The organism is Sphingomonas sp., assembly GCF_035998645.1.
Classification (GTDB): domain Bacteria; phylum Pseudomonadota; class Alphaproteobacteria; order Sphingomonadales; family Sphingomonadaceae; genus Sphingomonas.
The window spans coordinates 372,738-390,343 of sequence record NZ_DASYHL010000003.1; the positions used below are offsets into that span (position 1 = coordinate 372,738).

At 65.4% G+C, this 17,606-nt stretch carries 14 protein-coding genes; 9 read left to right on the top strand and 5 right to left on the bottom strand.

Translation table 11 applies throughout. The annotated features are described in order from the left end of the window. The first annotated feature begins 51 nt into the window (after nt 1-51). Both VGN66_RS05630 and VGN66_RS05635 read left to right on the top strand, forming a co-directional pair. Entirely contained in the window at nt 52-1,647 is a 1,596-nt protein-coding gene (locus VGN66_RS05630; protein ID WP_327517878.1) for a rhamnogalacturonidase, read from the top strand. Next, a complete protein-coding gene (locus tag VGN66_RS05635; protein ID WP_327517879.1) occupies nt 1,644-2,642 on the top strand; it encodes an aldo/keto reductase in 999 nt (332 codons plus the stop codon). The genes VGN66_RS05630 and VGN66_RS05635 overlap by 4 nt, the downstream gene beginning before the upstream one ends. On the opposite strand, the gene VGN66_RS05640 is transcribed toward VGN66_RS05635, so the two are convergent. From VGN66_RS05640 to VGN66_RS05650, 3 genes are all read right to left on the bottom strand, one after another. After that, complete coding sequence (locus VGN66_RS05640; RefSeq protein WP_327517880.1) at nt 2,639-4,207, bottom strand: aldehyde dehydrogenase (NADP(+)); 1,569 nt, start codon at nt 4,205-4,207, stop codon at nt 2,639-2,641. The two genes, VGN66_RS05635 and VGN66_RS05640, sit on opposite strands and share 4 nt — an antisense overlap. A gap of 125 nt (nt 4,208-4,332) precedes the next feature. After that, nucleotides 4,333-5,457, bottom strand: coding sequence for an enolase C-terminal domain-like protein (locus VGN66_RS05645; RefSeq protein ID WP_327517881.1), 1,125 nt, complete (start codon nt 5,455-5,457; stop codon nt 4,333-4,335). A gap of 57 nt (nt 5,458-5,514) precedes the next feature. Continuing rightward, a complete protein-coding gene (locus VGN66_RS05650; protein WP_327517882.1) occupies nt 5,515-6,306 on the bottom strand; it encodes a FadR/GntR family transcriptional regulator in 792 nt (263 codons plus the stop codon). 111 nt (nt 6,307-6,417) lie between these two features. Between VGN66_RS05650 and VGN66_RS05655 the strand changes: the two genes are divergently transcribed. Genes VGN66_RS05655 through uxaC form a run of 6 tightly spaced genes read left to right on the top strand, consistent with a single transcriptional unit; the run spans nt 6,418 to nt 12,101 of the window. Then, entirely contained in the window at nt 6,418-7,722 is a 1,305-nt protein-coding gene (locus VGN66_RS05655; RefSeq protein ID WP_327517883.1) for an MFS transporter, read from the top strand. Between the two features lie 2 nt (nt 7,723-7,724). After that, nucleotides 7,725-8,378: an RraA family protein gene (locus VGN66_RS05660; protein WP_327517884.1), complete on the top strand. Its 654-nt coding sequence runs from the start codon at nt 7,725-7,727 to the stop codon at nt 8,376-8,378. 8 nt (nt 8,379-8,386) lie between these two features. Next, nucleotides 8,387-8,701 (top strand): UxaA family hydrolase, encoded by a 315-nt coding sequence (locus VGN66_RS05665; RefSeq protein WP_327517885.1) that lies wholly within the window; start codon nt 8,387-8,389, stop codon nt 8,699-8,701. Next, complete coding sequence (locus VGN66_RS05670; protein WP_327517886.1) at nt 8,694-9,914, top strand: UxaA family hydrolase; 1,221 nt, start codon at nt 8,694-8,696, stop codon at nt 9,912-9,914. Before VGN66_RS05665 ends, VGN66_RS05670 begins: the two co-directional genes overlap by 8 nt. Further along, entirely contained in the window at nt 9,904-10,680 is a 777-nt protein-coding gene (locus tag VGN66_RS05675) for an SDR family NAD(P)-dependent oxidoreductase (RefSeq protein WP_327517887.1), read from the top strand. The genes VGN66_RS05670 and VGN66_RS05675 overlap by 11 nt, the downstream gene beginning before the upstream one ends. Nucleotides 10,681-10,682: 2 nt before the next feature. Next, the gene (uxaC, locus tag VGN66_RS05680; RefSeq protein ID WP_327517888.1) at nt 10,683-12,101 is read left to right on the top strand and encodes a glucuronate isomerase; all 1,419 of its coding nucleotides are present in this window, start codon (nt 10,683-10,685) and stop codon (nt 12,099-12,101) included. Nucleotides 12,102-12,300: 199 nt separating this feature from the next. Here the strand turns inward: uxaC and VGN66_RS05685 are convergent, their stop codons facing one another. Beyond that, nucleotides 12,301-13,665: a glycoside hydrolase family 28 protein gene (locus tag VGN66_RS05685; RefSeq protein WP_327517889.1), complete on the bottom strand. Its 1,365-nt coding sequence runs from the start codon at nt 13,663-13,665 to the stop codon at nt 12,301-12,303. A gap of 134 nt (nt 13,666-13,799) precedes the next feature. On the opposite strand from VGN66_RS05685, the gene VGN66_RS05690 reads away from it, so the two are divergent. Beyond that, nucleotides 13,800-16,688, top strand: a complete 2,889-nt coding sequence (locus tag VGN66_RS05690; RefSeq protein ID WP_327517890.1) for a TonB-dependent receptor — start codon at nt 13,800-13,802, stop codon at nt 16,686-16,688. Nucleotides 16,689-16,759: 71 nt separating this feature from the next. Here VGN66_RS05690 and VGN66_RS05695 read toward each other — a convergent pair whose 3' ends face one another. Next, nucleotides 16,760-17,557 carry an IclR family transcriptional regulator gene (locus VGN66_RS05695; RefSeq protein WP_327517891.1) on the bottom strand — a complete coding sequence of 266 codons (798 nt, stop codon included), beginning with the start codon at nt 17,555-17,557 and terminating at the stop codon, nt 16,760-16,762. Between the last annotated feature and the right edge of the window lie 49 nt (nt 17,558-17,606).

The following is a 17,606-nucleotide window of genomic DNA, read 5'->3' on the forward strand; positions in this document are numbered from 1 at the left end:
TCAAACATATGATGAATTATGTTTGATCGACACGCAAGCGCCGACTTTCCCATGGATCGCCGTTCGACCATCGGGCTTCTCACCTTGTTGCTGGGTAGTCCTGCGCTCGCCCAATCCGCGCTGACCGGGCATGGCGTGGAGAATATCCGCGACCATGGTGCGCGCGGCGATGGGCGCACGATCGACAGCCCGGCAATTGCGCGGGCGATTGCCGCAGCGGCGAAGCGTGGCGGGGGTGTCGTGCTGGTACCGCCGGGCCGGTATCTGAGTTTTTCGATCCGGCTGCGCGACAACATCACGCTGGCGCTGTCGGCGGGCGCGGTGATCGAGGCGGCCGATCCTGACATCCATGGCCGCAACTATGATCCGCCCGAAAATTATCTGGAAGAGCAGTTCCAGGATTTCGGGATTACCCATGTCCATAACAGCCTGATCTATGCCGATGGCGCGTCGAATATCGGGGTGGTCGGGCCGGGGATGCTGCACGGGCTGGGCCTCGATCGCGAAGGGCCGGGCGACCGCTGGTGGCAGCGCAAGACCTGGCAGTCGGCCAAGGCGCTGGGGATCAGCCCGAAGGAGTTTATGCTGCGCGACGCGAATGAGGCGGCGCAGGTCGGGCGGGCGAACAAGACGATCGGGTTGATGAACTGCCGCAATGTGCGGTTGCAGGATTTCACGATCCTGCAGGCGGGGCATTTCGGGATTATCGCGCATGGCTGTAGCAACATGGCGCTGGACGGGATCGTGATCGATACCGACCGCGACGGGATCGACATCGATTGCTGCCGCGACGTGCGCGTGGTCAATTGCACGGTCAACGCGCCCAAGGACGATGCGATGGTGCTCAAGAGCAGCTATGCGCTGGGCCGCAAGGTGATGTGCGAGGACATTCTGATCCAGGGGTGCAAGACCAGCGGGTATGCGATGGGATCGCTGCTCGATGGGACGTACCGCCTGTCGGACTATCCCGCGCCCGACAAGATCGGGGTGCTGGGGCGGATCAAGATGGGGACCGAGACCAATGGCGGGTTCCGCAATGTGCGCATTGCCGACTGTATCTGCACCAATACGCGCGGCATCCTGATCGGCATCGTCGATGGGGGCGTGATGGAGGATGTCGCGATTTCGGGGATCGTGCTGCGCGATCCGGTCAACCATCCGCTGTTCGTCCATCATGCGGCGCGGATGCGGGCACCCAGGGGGACGCCGGTCGGGGCGATCCGGCGGGTGCGGTTTGAGGATATTCAGGCGTCCGGCGTCGATCCGCGCTATCCGTGCGGGGTCGAGGGCTTTGCGGACGGGCCGGTGGAGGATGTGAGCTTTACCGGCATCGACGTGCAGTCGGCGGGCGGGGGGACTGCCGCCGATGCGGCGCGTGAGCCGGAATATCGGCGTGAGACGAGCCTGGAGGTAAGTTACCTCAAGACATTGCCCGCGCATGGGCTGTGGGCGCGACATGCGAAGCGGCTGGCGGTGCGGGACTGTCGGTTCACGACCGATGTGCCGGATGCGCGGCCGACGGTTGCGTTGCGCAATGTCGCGGGGGCGCAGATCGACGGGCTGTCGTCGCGCAAGCCGCGTGGCGAGGCGGTGTCGGCGAAGGATAGCAGCGGCGTGGTGCTGGGCGACGTGCAGGTTCTGGCGTGAACGGTTCGCTTGGCCCGCTGGCGTTTGGCGCGGCGTCGATCGGGAACCTGTATCGAGCGGTGCCGGATGAGCAGGCGCGGGCAGTTGTGGCGCGGGCTTGGGATGCGGGGGTGCGCTATTTCGACACTGCGCCGCATTATGGTTTTGGCCTGAGCGAGAAAAGGCTGGGCGCGGCGCTGGCGGAGCTGGACCCGGATCAGACCGCGATCATTTCGACCAAGGTCGGGCGGCGGCTCGATCCGCGGCCCGATGCCGATTTGTCGGCGGTGCGGCAGGCGTTCGTCACGCCCGAGCCGTATGAGAGCGTGTTCGATTACAGCTATGACGCGGTGATGCGGTCGCATGAGGCCAGCCTCAAGCGGTTGGGGCGGGAACGGATCGATATCCTCTATGCGCACGACATTGGCAGCTTTGCGCATGGTGCCGATCATCCGCGTCTGTTCGCCGAGTTTCTGGAGGGCGGTTATCGCGCGATGTGCGAGCTGCGCGCGTCGGGGGCGGTGTCGGCGATTGGGCTGGGCGTCAACGAGGTCGCGGTGTGTGAGGAGATGCTGGCGGCGGGTGACGTGGACCTGCTGATGCTGGCCGGGCGCTATACGTTGCTGGAGCAGGATCCGTTGGACCGGTTGCTGCCGCTGTGTGCGGCGCGCGGGGTGCGGCTGGTGATCGCGGGGCCGTATAATTCGGGGATTTTGGCCAAGGGTGTGCGGGGGGGCGGCATCCCCAATTTCAACTATGAACCGGCGCCCGCCGCGATCGTCGAGCGGGTGGGGTGGATCGAGGATGTCTGCGCCGCGCATGGGGTGCCGCTGGCTGCCGCAGCGCTGCAATTCCCGCTGGCGCATCCGCAGGTCGCGGCGGTGGTGCCGGGGATGGGGACGGTGGGACAAGTGGACGACGCGCTGACGCTGATCCGTCATCCGATCCCGGCGGCCTTCTGGAGCGACCTGCGCGCGGCGGGGCTGATCCGCGCCGACGCGCCGGTGCCGGGTTAGACGGTCCACACTCCGTCGATGCGGGCCAGCATGCCGGCCTGTCCGCCCGCGCGCAGGGGGGCGGGAAGCAGCTCTGTGGGGATGTCCTGATAGCTGACCGGGCGGAGGAAGCGGTCGATGGCGAGCGTGCCGACCGAGGTGCTGCGCGGATCGGAGGTGGCGGGATAGGGGCCGCCATGGACCATCGCATGCGTCACCTCGACCCCCGTGGGCCAGCCATTGGCGAGGATGCGCCCGGCGAGGCGTTCCAGCACCGGGAGCAGGTCGCGCGCGGCGTCATGATCGGCCGCGTCGATGTGCAGCGTGGCGGTGAGCTGGCCTTCGAGCGCGGTGAGGATCGCGGTCAGTTCGGCGCGATCGGTGCAGCGCACGATGATCGATGCGGCGCCGAACATTTCGTGCAGATGCGCGGGGTCAGCGAGCAGGTCGCGCCCGGCGATGGTGAACAAGGCGGCGCTGCCCTGACCGGGGGTGGCAGGAGCGACCCCCTCGCCGACCGGGGTGACATGCGGGCTTTGCGCGAGCCGGTCCTTGCCCTCTGCGAACGCCGCGCAGATGCCGGGGGTGAGCATGACCTGTGGTGCCAGTGTGGCGAGCACGTCGCGCGCGCGGGTGGTGAAGGTGTCGAGGTCGGGGCCGTCGATGGCCAGGATCAGGCCGGGGTTGGTGCAGAACTGGCCCGCGCCCATCGACAGGCTGGCGACGAAGCCCTCGGCCAGCGCGGTGGCGCGTGCTGCGAGGGCGTGCGGCATCAGCACGACCGGGTTGATCGCCGACATTTCGGCATAGACCGGGATCGGGCGCGGGCGGGCGGCGGCGATGCGCATGAGGGCTTCACCCCCGGCGCGCGATCCGGTGAAGCCGACGGCCTGGATGCGCGGATCGGCGACCAGGCCTTCGCCGATCGCGCGCGCGCCGTTGATCAGGCTGAACACGCCCTTTGGCATCCCCGTGGCTTCGGCTGCGCGGGTGATCGCGCCGGCGATCAGTTCCGAGGTTCCGGGATGGGCGCGATGGCCCTTCACGATGACGGGGCAGCCCGCTGCGAGCGCCGAGGCGGTGTCGCCGCCCGCAGTCGAGAAGGCGAGCGGGAAGTTGGATGCGCCGAACACCGCGACCGGGCCAAGCGGGATCATGCGCAGGCGCAGGTCGGGGCGTGGCGGGGTGCGGGCGGGGTCGGCATGGTCGATGCGCAGTTTCTGCCACTGGCCATCGCGAACCTCGCGCGCGAACAGGCGCAGTTGGTTGGCGGTGCGGCCGCGCTCGCCGGTGATGCGTGCGGCGGGCAGACCGGTTTCGCGGCAGGCGCGCTCGACCAGCGCGTCGCCCAGCGCCTCGATCTCATCGGCGATGGCGTCGAGGAACGCGGCGCGGCGGTCGAGCGGGAGCGCGGCATAGGGCTGGGCCGCGGCGTCGGCGGCGGCGCAGGCATCGGCGAGGTCATCGGCGCTGGCTTCGGCAAAGCCGGTGTCGGTGATCGCCGCGTCGAGCGCGGGGTCGTGCGCGTGGAAGCGGGTCGGCGACGCGCGGCGTTCGCCGGCAATGAACAAGTCTCCGGTCAGCATCGATGTCTCGCCCTTGTCAGATCGGTTGGTGGCCGGGCGGCAAGTGCGCGCGCCCGACCGGTCGGAGCCTATGTAGGTGTCCGACCGATCAGGTCAATTAACGTATGACATATTATGATATGCGATCAGGCCTTGAACGTCCGGTGCGACACGCAATTTGCATCGACCAGATCCCAGTCGATGTCGATGCCGAGCCCCTGCCCCTCGGGCGCATGGATGCGGCCATCGGCGTCCATGAAGTCGCGCAGGCTTTGCTTCATCGGGATCTGGAACGTGTCTTCGGGCACGAACAGCTCAAAATATTCCGAGTTGCGGACGGCGCAGGCGACATGGATGTTGGCGATATCCATCGGCCCCATCGTCGTGGTGTGCAGCTCGCAATTCATGCCATGCGCCTCGGCGAGGTGGCAGACCTTGAGCGTGCCGGTGATGCCGCCCTTCCACGACACGTCGGCGCGGACCATGTCGACCGCATCGGCCTTGATCGCCTGTGCCACGCCCCATGGGCCGCCGCGCGTGGTTTCGGTGCCGACGATCGGGATGTCCACCGCGGCGCTGAGCTTGGCATATTTGTCGAGCTCGTAGTCGCGGAACGGCTCTTCGAACCAGTAATAGTCGAGCTGTTCGAGATGGCGGGCGACCTTGATCGCCTCATGCAGCGAATATTCGGCGACCGGATCGGTCATCAGGATCATGTCGGGGCCGACCGCAGCGCGCACGGCGGCGTGGATTTCCATGTCGAGGCTGCTGGGGCCACAAGGATGGACCTTATACGCCTTGAACCCGCGTTCCTTGTACGCCAGCGCCTCACGCACATAATCGTCGATGCCGGGCAGCCACAGGCTGCTGGCATAGACAGGCAGGCTGGTACGGTAGCTGCCGATATAGCGGTGCAATGGCAGCCCGGCGGTGCGCGCGGCGGCGTCCCACAGCGCCACGTCGATCGGGCCGGGCAGGAACACGGGGAAGAATGCGCCGTGGCGGTCGATATTCCAGAAATCGTGCCAGATCGCTTCGCGGTCGTGGATGCTGCGCCCGAGGATCACCGGCGCGATCACATCGGATAGATAGGCGTCGGTGACTGCGCCGGAGCGCGCGGCCCAGAAGGTTGCGATGCCCTCGACCCCATCGGACGTTTCGATTCGCCCGACGCCATAGCTCCATGGCATCGGCGCTGCGCCCTCGCGATCCTCGTCGAACAGCCCGTTGGGGCGGTTGCAGATCCAGGTTTCAAACTTTTCGATGCGCATGCTGCCGTCCGTCGTCAAACTTGTCTGACAGGATTGTGGCGCAAAATGCGATGATGTTCAACGGGGGGCGGAGGCCTCGGCCGCGATCGGCGCCAGAATGACCGTCAGCGCATCGTCGAAATGCTGCGCCATTGCCGCCGCAGCAGCGGCTGCATCGCCGGCGACGACGGCGGCCACAATCTGCTCATGCAATTCCTGGACGCGCGACAGCCCGTGAATCTGCGACCAGCGCTCACGCCCGGTGCTCATCGCGACCAGAATGAGCTGGCGCAGCGCGTCGATCAGCAGCGAGTAGAGCGGGTTTCCAGTCGCCTGGGCGAGCGTCACGTGGAGCCGCAGGTCGAGCGCGAGATACAGGTCGGCATCGTCGATATCGCGCGCCATGTCGGCGATGATCGATTGCAGTTCGGCGGCCTGTTCTTCGGTGCGATGCTGCGCGGCGAGCGCCACCATCGCGATTTCGACGCCGCGCCGCAGCTCGAGAATATCGCGTTCATTCGCCTGGCCGATCAGCACCGCGTTGCTGATCACCCGCGACATCATCTCGCCATCCACCGGCACGATCGTCGCGCGCTTGCCCACCGCCATTTCGACCAGGCCGGTCGCGGCGAGCGTGCGCATCGCTTCGCGCACGACCGGGCGGCTGACCCCCAGCTTTTCGCTGATCGTCGTTTCGCTGGGCAGGCGGGCGCCCGGGCGCAGCTGTTCGCTCGCGACATGTTCGCGAAGATAGGCAATGACCTGTTCGACCAGACTGACCGATTTTACGGGTGTGCCGTCGTCTTCGTTCGCCGCTTGCAAGAGATCCTCCGTCGGTTCGGGAGCCCCCGAATTCGTATCAAACTGCACATTACAGAAAAAACGGACTTGTCATACCGGTTCAAACCAATCAATCCTGTCTTACAGGATTAAGGGCGTCGCCGTTCGAGCCGCGCACCGCACCGGAGGGATGCCAGAACCATGACCAGCGAAACCCGCGCGGCCGGTGCGGACTATACTGCGGCAAAGCCACGCGGACGCTATCGCTGGGTGATCTGCGCGTTGCTCTTCACCTCGACCACCATCTGTTACATCGACCGCCAGATTTTCGGGCTGCTCAAGCCGACGCTCGATGCCGAATTTGGGTGGAGCGAGACCGATTATGGCGACATCATCGCCGCATTCTCGCTGCTGTACGCCTTTGGCTATCTGCTCGGCGGGCGGCTGATCGACCGGATCGGGGTGCGCAAGGGGTTGTCGCTCGCGGTGTTCGGGTGGAGCTTTGCGGCGGCGGCGCATGGCCTGATGTCGACCGTATTGGGGTTCAAGATCGCGCGCGGCGTGCTGGGGATTACCGAAGGCGGCAATTTCCCCGCATCGATCAAGGCGGTGCGCGAATGGTTTCCGCCGCAGGAGCGCGCCTTTGCCACCGGCATCTTCAATGCGGGCAGCAATATCGGCGCGATCGTAACCCCGATTTCGCTGCCGTTCGTGGTCGCCGCATTTGGCTGGCGCGCGGCGTTCCTGATCGCGGGCAGCCTGGGACTGATCTGGCTGGTGCTGTGGTGGCGCTTTTATGAGCAGCCCGAGCGGCAGAGCCGCCTGTCGGCCGAGGAGTTGGCCTATATCAAGGCGGGTGAGGACACGGCGCCGCAGCCGCATGTGCCGTGGCTGTCGCTGCTGCGCTATCGCGGTACCTGGGCCTATGTCGTGGGCATGTTGATGACCAGCCCGGTGTGGTGGTTCTACCTCAACTGGGTGCCGGGGTTCCTGCACGACCGGTTCGGGATCGACATGATGGGGGCGATTGCGCCGCTGGTCGTGATCTATCTGGTCGCCGATGTCGGGAGTGTCGCGGGCGGGTGGATTTCGTCGCGGATGATCCGTGGCGGCATGTCGCCGGTACCCGCGCGGCTGGCGACGATGTTCCTGATGGCGCTGTGCCCGCTTCCGGTCGCGTTCATCGCGGGAGTGTCGGACCTGTGGCCCGCCGTGCTGATGATCGCGCTCGCCGCCGCCGGGCACCAGGGGATGTCGGCCAATCTCTACACGCTGGCGTCCGACACGGTGCCGTCGCGCGGGGTGAGTTCGGTGATCGGCATGGGCGGCTTTGCGGCCGGGATCGTCGGCATGTTCGTGGCGATGGCGGTGGGGCGCATCCTCGATGCGACCGGCGGGAACTACAAGCTGCTCTTTATCGGGGCGGCGCTTGCCTACCCGCTGGCGGTGCTGGTGATGGCGCTGATCGTGGGCCGTCCCGCAACCAAGACTGTAACGGTGGACTGATCATGGACGACAAGGCGATTTTCGAGCTGTTCCGGACCGAGCTGTACACGCCGGTGGTGGGCGATATTCTCGACAGTATGGGGCGGGTGCACCAGTTCCTGCCGCAGCCGATCCAGCCGATGCGGACGGCGATGAAGCTGATCGGGCGCGCGATGCCGGTGGTGATGATCGACGTCTATGGCCCGCAGGCCGAGCCGTTCGGCAAGCTGACACAGGCGCTCGACCAGCTGGAGCCGGGCGACATCTATCTGGCGAGCGGCGGGGCGATGCGCTCTGCTTATTGGGGCGAGATCCTGACCGCGACGGCGCGGCAGCGTGGCGCTGCGGGGGCGGTGATCAACGGCTTTCACCGCGACACGCCGCAGGTGCTGGAACAGGACTGGCCGGTGTTCAGCCGCGGGCGGTTCGCGCAGGATTCGGGGGTGCGGACCAAGGTGATCGACTTTCGCTGTCCGATCGAGGTCGGGCCAGTGACGGTGCAGCCGGGCGATCTGGTCTTTGGCGATCTGGACGGCGTGCTGGTCATCCCGCGCGACTGCGAGGCCGAGGCGATCGAGCGCGCGCTGGAAAAGGTGCGCGGCGAGAAGCTGGTGCGGCGCGAGATCGAGGGCGGGATGTCGAGTACCGACGCGTTCGCCAAATACGGAATCCTGTGAGGCATGCGATGAGCCGCGCGTTCCGCATCCATCCTGACGACAATGTTGCCACGCTGCTGGAGGATGCGGCGGCGGTGGTGACGGTGGTCGGTGGCACTGACCTGGTGTTGCGAGAGCCGATCGCGCTGGGCCACAAGGTCGCCCTGGCCGACATTGCGGAAGGCGCGGCGGTGGTGAAGTTCGGCATTCCGATCGGTATCGCCAGTAGCGCGATCCGTGTCGGCGACTGGGTGCATCTGCACAATTGTGCAAGCCGGTTCGATGCGCGCTCGGGCAGCTTCGACGGCGTCACCGGCGCGGCGAAGGACATGGCCTATGACTGACGTGACGGCGCGGCGCTGGAGCGGGTGGCAGCGGCCGGATGGGCGCAAGGGCGTGCGCAATATCGTGCTGGTGATCTACACCGTGCAATGCGCGGCGCATGTCGCCCATGCGATTGCGGCGGGGGAGGATGACGTGCAGGTCATCGGCTTCCCCGGCTGTTACGACAATCAATATGCGATCCGGCTGGTGCTGAGCCTTGCGCGGCATCCCAATGTCGGGGCGGTGCTGTCGGTTGGCCTTGGCTGCGAATATACCCAGCCGGCGCGGATCGCCGAGGCGGTGGAGCGGAGCGGACGCCCGGCCGATGCCTTTTTCATTCAGGATGTCGGCGGTACGCGCAGCTCGGTCGAGCGCGGCAAGGACAGCGTGCGTGCGCTGCGCGACCGCATCCGGCGCGAGACACCGCGGGTCGAGATGGGCTTTGGCGATCTCACGCTCGGCGCGGAATGCGGCGGATCGGACGGGACCAGCGGGCTGGTCGGCAATCCGGTGGTCGGGCGGTTGTTCGACAAGGTCGTCGATGCCGGCGGTTCGGCGATTGCCGAAGAGATTGTCGAGATGATCGGGCTGCGCGATATCATCCTCGCCCGCGCGGTGGACGATCGTGCGCGCGGCGAGCTGGAGGCCGCCTATGCCAAGGCCGAAGCCTATTGCCGCGACGTCCGGCAGTACTCGGTTTCGCCGGGTAACTTCGCCGGCGGGCTGACCACGATCGAGGAAAAGAGCATGGGCGCATTCGCCAAGAGCGGATCGCGCCCGATTCAGGGGGTGATCAAGGTCGGCGAAGCGCCGCCCTGGCCGGGCATGTGGATCATGGATTCGGTGCCCGATCCGCACTTCATGCAGTTCGGCTATACCAATCCCAACGACACCGAAGGGATCATGGACCTGATTTCGGGGGGCAGCCAGATCGTGCTGTTTATCACCGGGCGGGGCAGCGTGATCGGATCGCCGGTCGCGCCGCTGATCAAGGTGACGGGCAACAGCCGCACCTATGCGCGGATGGAAGAGGATATGGATTTCGATGCGGGCCGGGTGCTCGCCGGGCAATTGTCGCTCGATGCGGCGGCGGATGAGCTGGCGGCGATGGTCGCCGATGTCGCATCGGGCACGCCCAGCAAGCCAGAGGCGCTGGGCCACAGGGAGTATTTCGTGATGTACAAGCACCAGGACACGCCGGAACTGGATCGGGGGTGCCGCAGTGCCGCATGAATCTGGGCAGCCTGATCCGTTCCGCCTTGATGGCGAAGTTGCGCTGATCACCGGCGGGGGCAGCGGCCTTGGCCTCGGCATGGCGCGCGCGCTGCATGCCGCTGGCGCACAGGTCGTGCTGGTCGGACGCCGTGAGGAGATGGTCCGCGCCGCCGCTCAGGAACTGGGCGAAGGCGCGCATTGGGAAGCCGCCGACATCACCGATTTCGCCGCGCTGCCCGCGTTGGTCGAGCGCGTGATCGCGAAGACCGGCAAGGTGTCGATCCTGCTCAACAATGCCGGGATCAACTTCAAGAAGCTGGCGATCGATACGTCGGTCGACGAGTTTTCGACCATGCTCGACACGCATGTGCTGGCCGCGCATGCGCTGACGCAGGCGGTGCTGCCGCGCATGATCGCGGCGGGGCATGGCAGCATCCTGTTCACCGCGTCGATGACGTCGCTGATCGGGATGCCCGGCGTGATCGCTTATTCGGCGGCCAAGTCGGCCTATGTCGGCATGGTCCGCGCGCTGTCGTGCGAGGTTGCGGGGCAGGGGGTGCGGGTCAATGCGATCGCGCCCGGCTGGATCGAGTCGCCGATGCTGCGCCGCGCGCTCGACGGCGATCCCGCGCGATCGAACCGCATCCTGCAACGCACGCCGATGGGGCGGTTCGGGGAGGCGGAGGATATCGGCCTTGCCGCCGTCTATCTCTGCTCCCCCGCCGCCAAGTTCGTGACCGGTGTCCTGCTGCCGGTCGATGGCGGCGCTTCGCAAGGCTTTTGACGATGACGATTCCCTACCGACTGCATGAAGACCGGCTGTTCCCGGCCGACCCCGGCATCCGCGCGCTTGCGCGCGAACTCTATGGCACCGTCCGCGACCTGCCGATCGTCAGCCCGCATGGTCATACCGATCCGTCGTGGTTCGCGACCAACGATCCGTTTGCCGATCCGGCGTCGCTGTTCATCGTGCCCGACCATTATATCTTCCGTATGCTCTACAGCCAGGGCGTGCCGCTGGAGGAGCTGGGCGTGCCGCGGATCGATGGCGGCTGGGTCGAGAGCGATCCGCGCAAGATCTGGCGATTGTTCGCGCAGCATTTCCATTTGCTGCGCGGGACGCCGAGCTGGATGTGGCTGGGCCATGCGCTGCACGAGATCATGGGCATCCCGCAGCGGCTGTCGCCCGAGACCGCGGACGAGATTTACGACCAGATCGACGCGAAGCTGAAGCAGGATGACTATCGCCCGCGCGCGCTGTTCGAGCGGTTCGGGATCGAGGTGCTGGCGACGACCGAGGATCCGCTGGACGATCTGCGCCACCATCGCGCGATCACCGCGAGCGGGTGGAGCGGGCGCGTGCTGACCGCGTTCCGGCCCGACAATGTGGTTGATCCGGAGCATCCGCGCTTCAAGACCGACCTTCCCGAACTCGGCCGGATCACCGGTGAGGATGTCGGCAGCTGGGACGGCTATCTCGCGGCGCTGCGCGCGCGGCGGCGTTACTTCATCGAGCATGGCGGTTGCACCTCGACCGATCACGGTCATCCGACTGCGCATACCGAAAATCTGCCGCAGGAAGAGGCAGCGGCGCTCTACGGTCGCGTCGCCAATGGGCAGGCCGATGCCAAGGATGCCGAGCGTTTCCGGGGGCAGATGCTCACCGAAATGGCGCGGATGAGCATGGATGACGGGTTGGTGATGCAGATCCACCCCGGGGCGCTGCGCAGCCAGAATCCGCTGATCGCGGCGCGGTTCGGCGAGGCGAAGGGCGATGACTGGCCGTCGCGGACCGAATATGTCCATGCGCTCAAGCCGCTGCTCAACGCGTTCGGCAATGAGCGCGACCTGACGATCATCCTCTTCACGCTGGATGAAAGCACCTATGCGCGCGAGATCGCGCCGCTGGCGGGGCATTATCCGGCGCTGCGCATCGGGCCGGCATGGTGGTTCCATGACAGCCCCGAGGGGATGCGCCGGTTCCGCGAGCAGGTGACCGAGACCGGTGGGTTCTACAACACGGTCGGATTCAACGACGATACGCGCGCGTTCCTGTCGATCCCGTCGCGGCACGACATGAGCCGCCGCGTCGATTGCTCGTTCCTGGCGCGGCTGGTGGCCGAGCACCGGATCGAGATGGACGAGGCGCAGGCGGTTGCCGCCGACCTTGCCTATAATCTGGTGCGCTCGGCGTATAAGTTGTGACTGTATATTCCTCCCCTGAGCTTGCTCAGGGGAGGGGGACCGCCGCCGCAGGCGGTGGTGGAGGGGCGGCCGCGCAGACGGCCGTGAACAGCTCGGCAAATTCCGCCCTCTGCGAGGGCGGCCCCTCCGTCAGCGCTACGCGCTGCCACCTCCCCTGAGCACGCTCAGGGGAGGAATGATCAATGCCCGGATCGGGGATTTATGTGATAATCTCGCCCGGCGCGCCGTTGACGCGGACATTGTTGAAGCGGATGTTCCGCGTGTCGCGCGCGATCAGCTTTTGCCGCTCGCCGGAATCGGTCAGGCGGACATCGATATCCTTGAGCAGGAAGTCCGAGATCGCGGTCGTCGGACTGCCGGAGATGTTGCCGAATCGGCGCGTGGTGCCCTTCACATCCTCAATCACCACGTCGCGGATGATCGCGCCCGGCATTTTCGGTTCGACGCGCGTGCCATGGGTCAGGCGGGCGTTGACGATGAGGCCGACGGCGGGATCGCCCTCGCTGAAGTTCGGCTTGCCATAGTCGTAGAACACCTCGCCATTGTGCCAGTGCGGGCCATAGGGGGTGGGCGCTTCGGCGAGGCGGACGCCCTTGACCCGCAGCTTTTCATAGACCTGTCCCGGCGTGTCGGGGCGCACCTTGAACCGGATCGTCGGGATGTCGCCGACATTGGTGATGCGTTCGACCCGCACGTCGCGCACGATCGTCGCGTTGCTGCCATAGGTGACGCAGCCCAGGCCATGTTCGAACATGCAGTCATGGATGTGGATGCGCTCGACCGGCGGTGCTTCGGCATAGGCGGCTGCGCCCGGCCCCTGCGTGCCCTTGAGCGCGATGCAATCGTCATCGACCGAGAAGAAGCAGCGGCGTACGACAATGTCCTGACAGCTGTCGAGATCGACGCCGTCACTGCTGGGCGCGCGGATCTTGTGCGGCACCACGAAGCGGCAATCCTCGACCACCGAGCGGCGGCAGCGGTACATGTGCAGGTTCCAGAAAGCGGGGTCCTTGAACGTCACCCCGCTGACCAGCACGTCGTCGCAATCCTCGATCGAGCAGAGCTGGGGGAAGTGGTATTGCACCTTGTTCCCCTCGACGAACTCGTCCGGGACGCTGAAGAACTGGCGCCAGAACGGGTCGCCCGCGCCATCGACCGTGCCGGGACCGATGATGCGCAGGCCGTGATTGTCGCGCGCGTTGATCAGGCCAAGGCGCAAAGGTTCGGGGAAGGCCTCGACAAAGCGGCGCATGACCAGCGGATAGTCGGCAAGGTCGGTCGATCCGCGCAGCACCGCGCCGCGCCGCAGCTCAAGCCCGACGCCGGGCTTGAGCCAGATCGATCCGCTGACGAACACCCCGGCGGGGACGACGATCATCCCGCCGCCAGCCGCCGCGCAGGCGTCGATTGCCTTCTGGATGGCGCGGGTGTTGACCGTCTTGCCATCCCCGACCGCGCCATGGCTGCGGATATTGACGACTCGGTCGCGCGCTAACCCGGTCGATGGCAGCGCGAGCAAGCCGAGCAACGGCGCGCGCAACAACAATCCGCGACGGGTTTCCATAATCCTCTCCTCCTGGTTTCGCAGCCAATTTCCACCAGTGAAAAATGATTGCACCTGACTTGTCAGACAGCTTAAACTGTCTTACAGGTTTCGTGTCAAGCAGTCCAAAAGCTGTATGTACGGGGAGGTAGAGAATGGCGAATTTTCGGAACGTCGCGTGGAATCCGTCGGTTGTCGCATTGGCGATCGGCCTGTGTGCGGCATCGCCTGCACTGGCGCAGGAGGCCACCGCGCCCGGCGCGGGCGAGGACGAAATCGTCATCACTGGCTTCCGCAAATCGCTGAGCGACTCGCTCGCGCAGAAGCGTGAGGAAACCGGGGTCGTCGACACGATCCTGGCCGAAGATGTCGGCAAATTCCCGGATTCGAACCTGGCCGAATCGATGCAGCGCATTCCCGGCGTCGCGCTGGCACGCGGCGACGGCGGCGAAGGCAAGACCATCGCGGTGCGCGGCCTTGGCGCCCAGTTCACCCGCGTTCGCGTCAACGGCATGCAGGGGTCGAGCGGGACCAACTCGTCCGACATCCGCGCCGGTTTCAACACGTCGCGCTCGTTCGACTTTAGCGTGTTCGCGTCCGAGCTGTTCAGCCAGCTGACGGTGCGCAAGACCTACTCCGCCGATATCGATGAAGGGTCGCTCGGCGCGACCGTCGATCTGCAGACGCCGCGCCCATTGGCCTATGCCGAAGACTTCACCTTCGCGGCGAGCGCGCAGGGCACCTATGATGATTTGCGCGGGAAGGTCAGTCCGCGCGTGACCGGCCTGATTTCCAAGAAATTCCTCGATGGCACCTTCGGGGTCGCGGCGTCGATCGCTTATACCAAGCGGCATACCCGTGAAGAGGCATGGTCAGCGGTCGAGATGTATCGCGGGACCCAACAGGGCGGGTTCTGTTCCCCGGTCGGCTATGCCACCCAGAATCCGGGCAATAATGCGACGATCGGGACCGATGCGCTGAACTGCGCGACGGGCCTGCCGCGCCTGCCCGGCACGACCGCGAATGTTGCGACCTATGAAGCGGCGCGCAACGCATTCATCTATCGCAGCCCGCGCTGGTTGCGCTCGGAGCAGGATTATTCGCGGCTCGGCGCGACGGTCACGCTCGAGGCGGAGCCGGCCGAAGGGACCAAATTCGCGCTCGACGCGCTGTATTCGCGCTATGACGTGACGCGGACGGATTATTCCTTCGCCGCCAATTCGTTCGCGCGGGGCACGAACAACCATGGCCAGCCGATCACGTCGGTGCTCGAAATCGCGGTCAATCCGCAGGGCAGCATCGATTATGGCCGGTTCAACGGGGTCGACATCTCGAACGACACCGCGCGGCGCGAGTATACGACGACCTTCCGTCAGATCAACGCGACCTTCTCGCAGGAGTTGGGCAAGCTGACGATTGACGGGTTTGTCGGACTGTCGCTGTCAACGATGCACAATCCGGTGTCGACGCAGATCAGCTTCTTCGCCAACGACGTCAACAATTTCTCCTATGATTTCCGGGGTGGCGGCAGCGTTCCGGTGATCAACTGGGGCTTCGACACGACCAATGCGAACAATTACCTGTTCGCGCCGAACGTCGCCGGAGGCGGGGTCACCATCTTCCGCAACCTGCTGAACAAGGGCGACAACAAGGAAGATACCGAGAATCTGACGACCGAGTTCAACGCGACCTATGCGCTGTTCGACGGGTTGAAGGTGCGCACCGGCGTTCAGTATCGCGAATCCAATTACGAGAAATATACGCGCAGCCGCGCCGGCAATCTGACCACCGGCGCGCTGCCCACCGGGACCGCGCTCAATTCGGTGATGATGCTGATCGACGGCTTTGGCAGCTCGATGCCGGGCGATGTCGGCGGTTCGTGGCTGGCGCCGGATTATGATGCAATCGACCGGCTGATCAACTTTACCAATGACGACAGCGGCGCCTATGCGCTCGCCGCGATCCCGATCAGCGACCAGCTGCGCGAGGCGGTGACGGGCGCCTATGGCATGGTCGAGTTCGACACCGATGCGCTGCCGGTGCGTTTGCGCGGCAATATCGGTGTGCGCTATGTCCACACCCGCCAGAGCGGTCGCGGCACGGTCGCGGGCGCGACCAGCGTGCTGACGCGCGAATATGACGACTGGCTGCCCTCGGCGACGCTCACCGCAGACATTACCGACAAGCTGATCCTGCGCCTTGCCGCGGCCAAGGTGATGGCGCGGCCCGAGCTGAACCATATCCTGCCCGCCGGGGTGAATATTGCGCTCAATACGCGCACAATTTCGGGGCCGAACTTCTATCTGGAACCGATCCGGGCGAAGACGGTGGACGCGAGCCTGGAATATTATTTCGGCAATCGCGGGCTGATTTCGGTCGGTGCGTTTTACAAGGATATCGACAGCTATATCCAGTCGATCGGGGAGTCGATGCCGTTCAGCCAGACCGGCTTGCCGCTCTCGTTGATCGCGGGATCGGGCTACACGCCGGACCAGGAGTTCACCGTCAATAGCCGGCAGAACACGCCGGGCGGTCCGCTCAAGGGAATCGAGGTCAATTTGCAGACCGGGTTCGATTTTCTGGGCGATGCGTTCCGCAATTTCGGCATGTTGGCGAACTACACGTTCGTGGATTCCGAGATCGTCTATTGCAAAAGCACCAGCACACCCTGCACGGGCGACGGCACCATTGTCCGTGACCTGATCAACCTGTCGAAGCATACGGTAGGCGGCACGCTTTATTACGAGGATGACAAGTTCAGCATTCGCGGGAGCGCCACCTATCGCGATAAATATCTGCTGACGGTGCCGACGTCGCGCATTGATCGCACGACCGGCGTGAACGACGTGCAGGGGGCCAAATCGACGGTGTTCGTTGACGCGGTCTTATCCTACCAGGTCACGCCGCAGATCAGCGTCCGGCTCGAAGGTCAGAACCTGACCAACGAGGCGATCGAATATTACTACGACTCGGTGCGTCAGGACCCCTATTACACGTCGTTCACGGGGCGGAAATTCACTGCGGGCGTCGCATTCAAATTCTGACCGTCAAGTTCGGGATGTATCCGATGGAGTCAGCCCGGTCTGCATGCAGGCCGGGCTGTTTCATTGGTAGGTCAGACCGGGACGGCCGGCACCCAGCCAAGGTCCGCCGAGATCCGCTCCGCCGTTTCGCGCAGCCGGTCGCGGGTCTGGTCGATGTCGGTCGGCTGGGAGCCGTCGATCATGATCAGATAGGGCACGGTCAGCGCGGCGACCGCATGCCCCTCAAACCCGAAGATCGGGCAGCTGAGATCGGTCACGCCCGCGACCCGTGCGCTGGGCTGCATCTCATAGCCCTGCGCGCGCACGACCGCGATGCGCTGTCGCAGCACTTTCTCGGCGGCGGGGTTCGATCCGACCAGCTCGGCGACGAGCGCCTCGCGCTGCGCCTCGGGCATGAAGGCGAGCAGGACATGGCCGGAGCAGCTCGTCACCAGATCGACGCTGACGCCGAGGCGGACGCCGAAGCCGACATGGCCGGGGCTTTCCTGACGCTTGACCACCAACCCGGAGCCGTCGCCGACGACGACGAGGTGGCAGGACAGGTTGATCGCGTCGGTCAGCTCCTGCATCGGCACCGCCGCCGCCATGGTCAGGCCATGCGCCGGGGTCGCCCGGAACGCCGCCTCGAGCACGCGATAGGTGACGGTGTAGCGATCGTCCTTTGGCCCTTTGCGCAGCCAGTTGCGCGCCTCCATCACGATCACGATGCGGAAGATCTCACCGATCGAGCGACCGAGGCCCTGTGCGATTTCGCTGACGGTCAGCCCGGTCGGGGCGGATGCCAGCAGCTCGATGATCTCGATGCCTTTTTCCAGCGCGGGCGCGGCGTAGCTGCGCTTGCGGTCGCCACCCTTGGGTTCACCGGTCATGCCGCGTGGTAACCCGGTGCCTGTCCCCGCGCAACGACCGCCATTTGTT